At 70.1% G+C, this 10953-nt stretch carries 9 protein-coding genes and 2 pseudogenes; 6 read left to right on the top strand and 5 right to left on the bottom strand.

Going from position 1 to position 10953, the window contains the following annotated elements:
* Nucleotides 1-549, top strand: a pseudogene (locus JHC79_RS05600) (hypothetical protein); the annotation flags it as partial.
* A 12-nt stretch (nt 550-561) separates the two neighbouring features.
* Here the strand turns inward: JHC79_RS05600 and JHC79_RS05595 are convergent.
* Nucleotides 562-1341: a class I SAM-dependent methyltransferase gene (locus JHC79_RS05595; RefSeq protein ID WP_296389150.1), complete on the bottom strand. Its 780-nt coding sequence runs from the start codon at nt 1339-1341 to the stop codon at nt 562-564.
* A 108-nt stretch (nt 1342-1449) separates the two neighbouring features.
* Between JHC79_RS05595 and JHC79_RS05590 the strand changes: the two are divergent.
* Nucleotides 1450-2646: pseudogene (locus JHC79_RS05590) on the top strand (glycosyltransferase family 4 protein); the annotation flags it as partial.
* On the opposite strand, the gene JHC79_RS05585 reads toward JHC79_RS05590, so the two are convergent.
* Nucleotides 2565-3074, bottom strand: a complete 510-nt coding sequence (locus tag JHC79_RS05585) for a nuclear transport factor 2 family protein (RefSeq protein ID WP_296389164.1) — start codon at nt 3072-3074, stop codon at nt 2565-2567. The pseudogene JHC79_RS05590 and the gene JHC79_RS05585 sit on opposite strands and share 82 nt — an antisense overlap.
* Before the next feature lie 29 nt (nt 3075-3103).
* A complete protein-coding gene (locus tag JHC79_RS05580; RefSeq protein ID WP_296389148.1) occupies nt 3104-4843 on the bottom strand; it encodes a hypothetical protein in 1740 nt (579 codons plus the stop codon).
* 38 nt (nt 4844-4881) lie between these two features.
* Between JHC79_RS05580 and JHC79_RS05575 the strand changes: the two genes are divergently transcribed.
* Nucleotides 4882-6108 (top strand): polysaccharide biosynthesis protein, encoded by a 1227-nt coding sequence (locus JHC79_RS05575; protein WP_296389146.1) that lies wholly within the window; start codon nt 4882-4884, stop codon nt 6106-6108.
* Between the two features lie 109 nt (nt 6109-6217).
* On the opposite strand, the gene JHC79_RS05570 is transcribed toward JHC79_RS05575, so the two are convergent.
* Entirely contained in the window at nt 6218-7045 is an 828-nt protein-coding gene (locus tag JHC79_RS05570) for a helix-turn-helix transcriptional regulator (RefSeq protein WP_296389145.1), read from the bottom strand.
* Nucleotides 7046-7172: 127 nt separating this feature from the next.
* Between JHC79_RS05570 and JHC79_RS05565 the strand changes: the two genes are divergently transcribed.
* Both JHC79_RS05565 and JHC79_RS05560 read left to right on the top strand, forming a co-directional pair.
* On the top strand, nt 7173-8393 hold the full coding sequence (locus JHC79_RS05565) for a pyridoxal phosphate-dependent aminotransferase (protein WP_296389143.1): 1221 nt from the start codon (nt 7173-7175) through the stop codon (nt 8391-8393).
* A 113-nt stretch (nt 8394-8506) separates the two neighbouring features.
* Nucleotides 8507-9256, top strand: a complete 750-nt coding sequence (locus JHC79_RS05560) for an SDR family NAD(P)-dependent oxidoreductase (RefSeq protein WP_296389141.1) — start codon at nt 8507-8509, stop codon at nt 9254-9256.
* 64 nt (nt 9257-9320) lie between these two features.
* On the opposite strand, the gene JHC79_RS05555 is transcribed toward JHC79_RS05560, so the two are convergent.
* The gene (locus tag JHC79_RS05555) at nt 9321-9806 is read right to left on the bottom strand and encodes a hypothetical protein (protein ID WP_296389139.1); all 486 of its coding nucleotides are present in this window, start codon (nt 9804-9806) and stop codon (nt 9321-9323) included.
* Between the two features lie 151 nt (nt 9807-9957).
* Here JHC79_RS05555 and JHC79_RS05550 point away from each other — a divergent pair, with 151 nt between their 5' ends.
* Nucleotides 9958-10941 (top strand): TIGR03560 family F420-dependent LLM class oxidoreductase, encoded by a 984-nt coding sequence (locus JHC79_RS05550; protein ID WP_296389138.1) that lies wholly within the window; start codon nt 9958-9960, stop codon nt 10939-10941.
* Nucleotides 10942-10953: the final 12 nt, after the last annotated feature.

Genomic DNA, 10953 nt, shown 5'->3' with positions numbered 1-10953 from the left:
CCGAACCAGTACCCGCCCGGGGAGTACCCCGGCGACGGCGCGGCGACGGCCCCGCCGCCCGGTGGCGGTTCATCGCGCACCCTGTGGCTGATCGCCGCGGTCGTCGCGCTGCTGGTGGTCATCGTGCTGGTGGCCGGCTACTTCCTCGTGAGCAGCAGTGACGGCGACGACGTCGCGACCCCCGCCACCTCGTCGACGGTCGAGACCACGGACGACTTCCTGGCCCCGACCGAGGAATCCACGCCACCGACGTCCGGCGTCCCCGGCGCGCAGCCGTCGGCGTCGGCGGCCCCGGGACAGATCCTGTACTCGCTGAGCGGGAACGGGCAGATCCTCGGACTCACCTACGCGGCGGGCAGCACGATCAAGATCTCGCCGCGGTTGATCAACCCGCCGTGGGCGGTCGCCACCGACGTGTCCGGGACGGCATCGCTGACCGCGGTGGTGCTGCAGGGTCAGGTCACCTGCACCATCACGCTCGACGGCCGCGTGCTCGACACATCGACATCGTCCACCGGTCTGCTGCGATGCGCGGCGCCAGCACGCTGACGCCTGCCCGGCTCAGGTCCGTCGGAACACGAGAACGAGGTTGCTGCCCAGCACCTCTCGTACTCCCGGTACCCGCATGACCCACCACATCCACCGGGGCAGATAGCGTGGGAAGGCGGCGATCAGGGTCGCGTCGTCGGCGTCTACGGTCGCGGCCCACCGCAGACCGTCGGCCGCGGTGACCGCGAACAAGCTGGTGCCGTAGAGGTTCTTGGGTGGATGGCCGTGTCGGCGGGTGTATCGACGCGCGGCACGGGCCCCGCCGAGGTAGTGCGTGAGCCCCATCTCGTGGCCACCGAACGGCCCGTACCAGAGGGTGTACGACAGCACCATGATCCCGCCGGATCGCGTGACGCGCAGCATCTCCGAGCCCATTCGCCACGGTTGTGCGACGTGCTCGGCCACGTTCGACGAGAAGCACACATCCATCGAACCGTCGGCGAACGGCAGATCCATGCCGGAGGCGCGGATGCTCGCCTGATGCGGCAGCGCGGCCGCGTGCATCTCGGCCGGATCGGGTTCCACCGAGATGTACCGGGCACCGCGGTCCCGAAAGCCGTCGGCGAAATAGCCCGGGCCCCCACCGACGTCGACGACGACCGCGCCGTCGAGGGGGTCGGGGTACAGGTCGGCGATGAGCTCGACCGAATCCCGCGCCAGCGCTGAGTAGAAGCGGTCGGGATCGGTCTGTTCGAACCGGAAGTCGTTCAGCAGTCCGGCCGCGCGTCGCAGCGTGGCCCGACGGGCGAATCGACGGGCGCCGTGCTGGGGCACAGGGATCCGGTCGGGCACGGCCACGACACTAGTGGCACCGCCCTGATCGCCGGTGTCCGGACGTCGGGCCGCTACCCTCGCGGGGGAGATCCGCCCGCCCGGGCGGGGTCGTGGAGAGGTCACAGAGTGGAACAGCAGGTTGTCGAGGCATCGTTGCCTCGCGAGGTGCTGCTGCTCTGCTGGCGCGACACCGACCACCCCCAGGGCGGCGGCAGCGAGCGCTACCTCGAGCGGGTCGGTGCCGAGCTGGCCCGCCGCGGCGTCACCGTCACCCTGCGTACGGCAGGCTATCCGGGTGCGAGCGCGACCGAGATGCGCGACGGAATCCGCATCTCGCGAGGCGGTGGCCGACTGTCGGTCTATCCGCGCGCACTCGGCGCGATCCTGGCCGGCCGTCTCGGGCGTGGACCGTTGGCCGGGATCCGTCCCGACGTCGTCATCGACACCCAGAACGGCATCCCGTTCTTCGCCGCGGCCGTGACCCGTGCGCCGGTGGTGGTACTCGTGCACCACTGCCATCGCGCGCAGTGGCCCGTCGCGGGACGGTTGCTCGGGGGCCTGGGCTGGCTCATCGAGTCCCGCATCTCGCCGTGGGTGCACCGCCGCAACCAGTACCTGACCGTTTCCGACCCGTCGGCCACCGACCTCCACGCACTCGGTGTCGAGGCCGAGCGGGTCGCGGTGGTCCGTGCGGGCAGCGACCCGATCCCGGCACACGCCCGGCCGCCCGCGACGAAGTCGCCCGGTGATGGGTCGTCGTCGCCCGGTGATCGGCTGTGTGTGGTGTCGCGGCTGGTGCCGCACAAGCAGATCGAGGACGCCCTCGAGGTCGTCGCACGGCTCCGGGAGTCGCGACCGGGGATCCATCTCGACGTCGTCGGTGACGGCTGGTGGGGCGACCGACTGCGGGTGGTGGCCTCCGAGCTCGGCATCGACGACCACGTCACGTTCCACGGCTACGTCGACGAGGCCACCAAGCATGCCGTCCTCGCCGCCGCCGACCTGCACCTGATGCCCTCGCGCACCGAGGGGTGGGGCCTCGCGGTCATCGAGGCGGCCCAGCACGGCGTCCCGACCATCGGCTACCGGTCGTCGCGCGGTCTGACCGACTCGGTGATCGACGGCGTCACCGGTGTGCTCGCCGCCGACCGCGACGACCTGGCGCGGGTCACCGCGGACCTGCTCACCGACCACGACCGGCGTGCTGCTCTCGGCGCGGCCGGACGCGAGCGGGTGGCGGGCTACTCCTGGTCGGCGACCGCCGACGCCGTCGCGCTGGTCGCATCCGCGGCGGTCTCGGGCAGATGGATCGCCGGCCCGGTGGACAGCGCGAAGCTGGGCACGTCGGCCAACGACAGCGTCGCCTCGTAGGTCCGCTCGTAGCCGGTCGAACTGATCCGCCACCCCTCCGGCGTGCGTCGGTAGGTGTCGGCGTAGATCGCCGCGCCGAACAGCATGAACTGCGCGCCCGGCGCGATCACCCGGTCCTGCAGATACCAGCGGCCGGTGGCGGTGTCACCGGTGACCTCGATCTCCGGGTGCCCGACGTGGTGCTCGGTGATGATGTCGGCGGTCCCCAGTGACGTCCGCATGAACGTCACGAGGGTGTCCCGGTCGGAGAAACTCAACGACGCCCCGTACTCGCCGGTGACGTCCTCGGTCAGGGTCGCGGTGAACTCGTCCCACTGCTTGGTGTCGAGGGTGCGCAGGTAGCGGTACTTCAGCGCGCGGATCTCCGCGGCGTCGGCGATCCTCTGCAGGGTCTCGGTGATGTCTGCGGTCACGCGGTCCATTGGACCAGTCGTCGCCCGGCGCCGATGGCGGCTCCGAGAAATCCGAGCACGATGATCCCGAGCCAGATGCCGTGTGCGCTCCACGACAGGGTGCGGTCGATCGCGGATGCGCGGACCACATCGGGATCGGGGACCCGGTACAGCGTGAGCGTGGGCCCGCGGAAGGCGGCGGCGAGATCCCGCACCGTCGCGGGCGCCGATCCGTCCTCGACGAGCACCCACCCGACCCCGAGCTCGGCGAGGCGGCCGGAAGGTCCACCGCGCGCCAGGACGTGGGCGACGTCGGTGGCCCTCGACCGGTCGGGGCGGTCGACTGCCGTGCCGCCGACGCTCAGTTCCCCCGTGCTCACCACCGGCGCACGCAGCATCCGCGCCGCGGGGTCGAGGGACACCACGCCACCGGTGAAGGCGTAGCGACGATTGGTGCCGTCCGGGACGACGGCGACGTCACCGGAGTCGGCCGGGACGATCCGCGCGACGGCCGCCCAGTCGCGCGGGTAGGCCACGGTGTCGACCGAGCCGCCCACGCCCCACGCCAGGTCGGGCAGGGGGAGCGCGATCAGTCCGATCGCGACGACCGCGGCGAGGCCCCGCGGAACCCACCGGCCGATGGCCTGCACAGCGAACGCCGCGGCGACCGCGTAGAACGGCACGAGCAGCGCGACCCACTTCTGGGTGTCGCGGAACAGCCCGACGCCCGGCACGGTGTCGACGATCCACCCGAGCACCGCGCGCCCGGGACCGGTCGCGGCCAGGGCGACGAGGACCACCGTCACCAGTGCGAGCCAGAAGAGGTTCTGCAGCACCGGGATCCGGCGGCGCCGTCGCCACACCTGCGTACCGCCGACGGCGATGACCGCGAGCAGGCAGGCGGTCGCCACCGGAGCCCAGACGCCGGAGCGGGTGGACGGTACCGCGTCGGCGTTCCAGATGCCGCCGAGGCCGGCGAGGGATCCGAGGGTGCCCAGGCCGGTCTCGGCGCGAGCGGCGAACGCGTCGACGGCGGTGCTGTCGGACGTCGCGCCGGCCGAGGTGAGCACGGATGCGACCAGCCACGGCAGGCTCGCGAGGACGACCACGGCCGCAGATCCGATGACCCGCACCGCTCGGTCGCGAGCGGCGGCCGTCGGGTCGCACAGCACCGGGACCACCAGGACCGCGACGACCGCGGCCGCGGCGAACAACGATCCGGTGGGTGTGAGTCCGGCGACCGCCGACCAGGCGAGCAGGCTCAGCCAGGTGCCGCGGGTCGGCGCGACGAGGCATCGGTGCGCCGACCAGACGATCCAGCTCAGCGCTCCGTAGCCCACGAGCAGACTCCATTGCCCCTGCAGAAGTCGTTCGGCGACAAAGGGATTCCAGATGGCCAGGGTCGCCGCGGCCAGCGCGCCCGGGGTGCGGGCGGCGGGGACGACGCGCAGCGCGAGCAGGCCCGCGCCCACCCCGGCGAGGACGAGAGCGAGGAAGGTCAGTCCGAGAACGATCAGCGACCCGTCGACGACGTGGCTCGCGATCGCGATCAGCCAGTCCTGCGGGACCGCGCGTGCCGGGGTCTCGCCCAGCCCCAGGGCGGTGTCGGTGACGAAGCTGCGTGGCGTCGACACCGCGTCGCGGTAGAGCAGGGCGTTGCCGTCGCCGATGACCCCGCGCAGCACCGGCGCCAGGATGAGCGCCGCCGCCCCGACACTGAATCCCCACAGCGTCACGAGGCTGCGGACGCGAGTCATGGGAACCGACCCTAGTGCGGACTGACAGACTCGACCTCATGGCGACAGGGCAACGGGCGGGCGCACCCCGCGTGTCGTCCGGCGTCTCACTCGCGTCGTCGATGGGTCAGGTCGCCGTCGGCAGCATGGTGGCCAACGTGTGCGCCTATCTGGTGCACCTCCCGGCCAGCGCGTGGTTGTCGACCAGCTCGTACGGCGAGTTCGCGGTCCTGCTGCAGGCCACCCTCGTACTCGGCGTCCCGGCGCTCGCTCTGCAGGCGGTGGCCGCGCGCGAGGTGGTGACGGGTCGCCCGGTCGGCTCGCTGCTGCGTCTCGGCGGCGTCACCGCGATGGCCGTCGCCGTGCTGGCGGCGCTCGCCGTGGCCCCCGTGATGACGCTGGCCCACACCGGGTTCACCGCGACCGCCGCCGCGATGGCGGTCGCACCCCTGCTGGTGCTCATCAGCGTGGGCCAGGGGATCCTGCAGGGCCGCGGGCAGTTCCACCGCCTGGCGTGGGTGATCGGAATGGTCGGTGTGGTGCGCACCGTGCCGCCGTTGATCGCACTGGCCGTCGGCGGCGGATCGGCCGACGCGCTGGTCGCGACGATGCTCGGCGCGGTGGTCGCGGTGGGCATCGTCGCGTGGCAGACCGGGATGCGCGGCCTCGCGTCCGGCGGCGCGGGGGATCCGGGCGGACGGCTCTCGCCGATCACGGTGCTGCACGCCTCGCAGGTTCAGCTGGTGCTGATCTCGGCAACGTCGGTGGACCTGTTGCTCGCCCGCGTCGTGCTGAGTGAACACGACTCGGGCGTCTACGCACTCGGGACCGTCGCGAGCAAGGTGGCGTTCTGGCTGCCGCAGGCCATCGGTCTCGTCCTGTTCCCCCGTCTGGCCGACGCGCAACGGTCGTCGGGTGCGCTCCGAACGGGAGTCGCGGTCCTGATCGGTCTGGCGGGCGTCACGACGGTGGGGGCCCTGATCGGCGGACCGCTGGTGCCGGTCGTCATCGGCGACGACTACCGGCCGGTCGCCGGGCTGCTGTGGTTGTTCGCGATCACCGGTGGCGCACTCGCGATCCTGCAGGTGGCCCTGCTCGCGGCGATCGCCCGGGAACGCACGCGGATCGCCGTCGTGCCGTGGGCGGTGGTCGTCGCCGAGGTGGTCGTGATCGCGACCGTCGCACACTCGGTCCTCGCCCTGGCCGTGATCGCCGCGTCCGGTGCGGTCCTGGCGGCGACGCTCACGGTCGCCGCCACGATGCGGACGTCGGCCGTCACCCGCTGAGCGTCACGGCCGCAGTACCGGACGGCGCAATCCGCGGCAGTTCGACGCAGACGCGGCACCTGCATCCGTCGCAGATGTCGGTAGCTGCCGCGGATGGCGAAGCAAGGGCTCAGCCGCTCACCGCGGCCAGCATCGACAGCTTCTCGTGGCTCTCGCTGCCCGGGGTGGCGGTGTAGACCAGCAGGCTCTGCGATTGGTCGGGATCGAGCAGCGTCTGGCAGTGGACCTCGATCAACCCGAGTTCCGGATGCAGCAACCGCTTTCGTTGATCGGGCAGCGTGGTGTCGACGTCGTGCCTGCTCCAGTGCTCGGCGAACGCCGGGCTCACCTCGAGCAGCGCGGTGGCGACCTCGGCGGCCCGGGAGGTCGGCCCCTCCGCGGTCGCTGCGGTCCTCAGCCGCGCGGTGTGCGCCCGCGCGTGCATCGCGTGGTCGTCGACGGGGTGCTTGGCCCGGGCGTCGGCGTCGGTGAACCAGCGGTAGGTGACGCTGCGCGCGAAGCCGGTGTGGACGGTCTCGTCACCCAGGAGCGCGACCGCGGGCGCGGTCTGCAGCAGCGTCTCGCCCGCGCTGTTGACGACCATCGCCGGGGTGTCACCCAGGCGGTCGACGATCCGCATCATGCCCGGGGTCACGTGGTCACCGCGCACCGCACGCCGCGGCGTGTTCTGGCCCGCGAGCAGGAACAGGTGATCTCTCTCGGCCAGCGACAGGTGCAGGGCGCGGGCGATCGCCGCCAACATCTGATCCGACGGGTGCGGTCCGCGTTGCTGCTCGAGGCGGCTGTAATAGTCCGTCGACATCCCCGCGAGCAGCGCCACCTCCTCGCGGCGCAACCCAGTGGTCCGTCGGCGGGCGCCACGCGGCAACCCCACGTCCTCCGGTTGCAGCGCGTCCCGACGACGCGAGAGGAACTCCGCCAAACCTGCGCGATCCATCGCGTTCACCTCCTGTGTCGCACCCCACGGTCGTCTGTCCGGGCGATCTGAACCAGGACTCGTCGGTCCCTGGCTCGCGAATTCCCCTGGGGAAATCCCGTTGCCCCGATGTGTAAGGCTTACCCGCATGGCACGCCAGATCCGTCAATCGCAGAGACTCCGGAACGTCCGATACGACGTCCGCGGCCCGATCCTCGTCGAGGCCGAGCGGCTGGAGGCCCAGGGGCACCGCATCCTCAAGCTCAACATCGGCAACCCGGCGCCGTTCGGTTTCGACGCGCCGAGCGCCATCCTGCACAACGTCGTGGAGAACATCTCCACCGCGCAGGGGTACAGCGACGCCCGCGGGATCATGTCGGCGCGCACCGCGGTCGCGCAGTACTACCAGACGCGCGGTCTGAAGTCGGTCGACGTCGGCGACATCCTCATCGGCAACGGGGTCAGCGAGCTCATCACGATGGTGCTCCAGGCGTTCGTCGACATCGGCAACGAGATCCTCGTCCCCGCACCCGACTACCCGCTGTGGACCGGTGCGGTCAGCCTGGCCGGCGGCATCCCGGTGCACTATCGCTGCGACGAGTCGAACGGCTGGAACCCCGACCTCGCCGACATCGAATCCAAGATCACGCCGAACACCCACGCGCTCGTCCTGATCAACCCGAACAACCCGACCGGCGCGGTCTACAGCGAGGACATCGTCCGCGGGTTCGTCGACATCGCCCGCCGCCACGATCTGGTTCTGATGAGCGACGAGATCTACGAGAAGATCCTGTTCGACGACGCGGTCCATCACCACACCGCGACGTTCGCGGGTGACGACGTCCTGTGCCTGACGTTCAGCGGGTTGTCGAAGGCCTACCGGGTGTGCGGCTACCGGAGCGGCTGGGTCGCGGTCACCGGTCCGCAGCACGTCGCGAGCGACTTCCTCGAGGGGCTGCGACTGCTGGCCAACATGCGCATGTGTGCCAATGTGCCCGCCCAGCACGCGATCCAGACCGCCCTCGGCGGCTACCAGTCGATCGATGAGCTCATCGTCCCGGGAGGTCGGTTCTACGAGCAGTCGATGACCGCGTGGCGCTTGCTCAACGAGATCCCCGGTGTCAGCTGCGTGAAGCCGCAGGGCGCGCTGTACTGCTTCCCCCGACTCGACCCCGAGGTGTATCCCATCGTCGACGATCAGCAGTTCGTCATCGACCTGCTGCACGCGGAGAAGATCCTCGTCACCCACGGGACCGGGTTCAACTGGTTCGAACCCGACCACTTCCGGCTGGTGACGCTGCCCGACGTGGCCACGCTCACCGAGGCGATCGGCCGGATCTCGCGCTACCTGGCACAGATCCGCGCCTGACCCGGAGCGGCGATCCCTGGATGAGGGCGTCCTTGTTGTCCGGCCCACGGCGGAGTGGACTCGAGAGAGTTCACCTCCAAGCGCCGACCACGGCCTGACACCCAGGAGTTCTCATGAAGACCACCGGCAACACCGTGTTCATCCCCGGCGGAACATCCGGGATCGGACTCGGACTGGCCCGGCGATTCCACGACGCGGGCAACACGGTCATCGTCGCCGGACGTCGACGCGAGAAGCTGGACCAGATCGCGTCAGACCATCCCGGCATCCACACCGTCGAGCTCGACGTCAGCGATCCCGACTCGATCACCGCGGTCGCAGCCGATGTCCAGGCGCGGTTCGGCGACCTCGACGTCCTCATCGCGATGGCCGGGGTGATGAAGCCCGAGGACGTGCACACCGGCGACTTCATCGACACCGCCGTCGAGGTGGTGACCACCAACCTGCTCGGATCGATCCGGCTGATCGGGGCGTTCACCGAGTTCCTCGCCGCCAAGTCCGAGGCGACGATCATCACGGTCTCCTCCGGCCTGGCGTTCACCCCGATGGCGGCCACCCCGACCTACTCCGCCACCAAGGCGGCCGTTCACGCGTTCACCGACGCCATCCGTATACAGCTGTCCGACACCGGGATCCAGGTCATCGAACTGGCGCCTCCCGCCGTGCAGACCGACCTGGTCCCGGGACAGGCGGACGCCGACTGGGCGATGCCGCTCGAGGAGTTCCTCGACGAGGTGATGACGATCATCGACACCGATCCGACCGTGCGTGAGATCCTCGTGCGCAACGTCCTGCCGCTCCGTCACTCCGAGACCAACGGGACTCGCGACGCGATGATGGCCCAACTCGCCGACCAGCACTGAGACCTGGCAATAGTCAGCAGAGTTTCCCGCTCAGCGGGAAAGACTGCTGATTCTCATCGGAGAATCACCGCGACTCCCAGGGATACCCGTGGCGGCGGAATGCCTCACCCGCGCGCTTCTTCGCGCCTTCGACATCCTCGTCGAACAGACGACGCCCATCGGCGGCGTCGATGATGATCGCCGATCCGTGGAGATAGGCGCCCGACACCTGCTCGCGTCGGATCACCCGCTCGGATCCCTTGTGCTCGACGACGATCTCGTCGTCACTGATGGTCAGGCGCGGTTGGGTGACCGCCCAGATCCACATCAGGGCGGCGCCCACCGCCGCGAGCGCGGCGGGCCGCAGGAACGCGATGGCGGTGATGTCGACCGACATGATCGCGGAGACGAGATCGTGCGCCGGGACCCAGTCCGCATCGTCGATCGAGTTCCAGACCAACGGCAGCACGGCGCCGATCGCGACCCCGATGGCCGCACCGAACCCGATGGCCCAGTTGCGGTCGCCCGAATCGACACCCAGTACCGTCTCGGTCGGCTTGTGGAAACCCATGCGTCGAAGTGTCCCCGCCGGACGAAACGAACGAAACGGTCAGAAGTACGAATGACGGGTCGGGGTGGCCATCCGAAAGGATGAGCAACCACCCGGCCAACTGCAGCCCAACCCTTGCGCTGGAGTGCACTCCAGGACTTAGCGTGGATGCATGAGCATCCGCCTTGGCTACCAGATCCCCAACTTCACCTACCCGGGAACGCCCGCCGACATCGTCCCGACCGTCCTCGCGCAGGCGCGGGAGGCCGAGGCGAACGGCTTCGACACCGTCCTGGTGATGGACCACTTCTACCAACTGCCCGGCATCGGCAAGCCGGAGGAGCCGATGCTCGAGGCCTACACGCTGCTCGCGGCGATCGCCGCCGCCACGGAATCGGTGCAATTGTCGACGCTGGTCACCGGCAACACCTACCGCAACCCGGCGATGCTGGCGAAGACCGTCACCACCCTCGACCTGGTCAGCGCCGGTCGCGCGGTACTCGCCATCGGTGCCGGGTGGTACGAGCTCGAGCACCAGCAGATGGGTTACGAGTTCGGCACCTTCACCGACCGCTTCGAACGCCTCGACGAGGCGCTGCAGATCATCGAGCCGATGCTGCGCGGCCGCCACCCCGAGGTCGACGGCAAGTGGTACCAGGCGCACTCGACGCTCAACGAGCCGCGGGTCCGCGACGACCTGCCGATCATGCTGGGCGGTGGCGGCGAGAAGAAGACCTTCGGTCTCGCGGCCCGTTACGCCGATCACCTCAACATCATCTGCAACGCCAGCGAGCTGCCCCGCAAGCTCGACGCGCTCGCGCAGCGCTGCGAGGAGGCCGGCCGCGACCGGGACAGCATCGAGACCAGCTTCCTGGCGTTCACCATGATCGACGAGGACGGCGACGCCGCCCGGAAGATGCAGCGCGAGTACCTCATCAAGACCGGTGTCGACTACGACAACCTCGACGACGATGCGCGCGCCGCGGCCACCGACCGGATGTTCGTCGGCTCGCCCGACGAGGTCGCCGAGCAGATCCAGCGCCGTGTCCTCGACGTCGGGGTCGACGGCGTGACCATCAACCTCGTGCCCAACGGACACATCCCGGGCGTGGTCGAGCTCGCGGGCAAGACGCTGGCGCCGTTGGTGGCGTCGTAACCCTCCTCCGCA

The sequence above is a fragment of the Williamsia sp. genome, assembly GCF_016462415.1.
Lineage (GTDB): Bacteria > Actinomycetota > Actinomycetes > Mycobacteriales > Mycobacteriaceae > Williamsia_A.
This window is presented reverse-complemented; position numbering and strand designations above follow the sequence as displayed.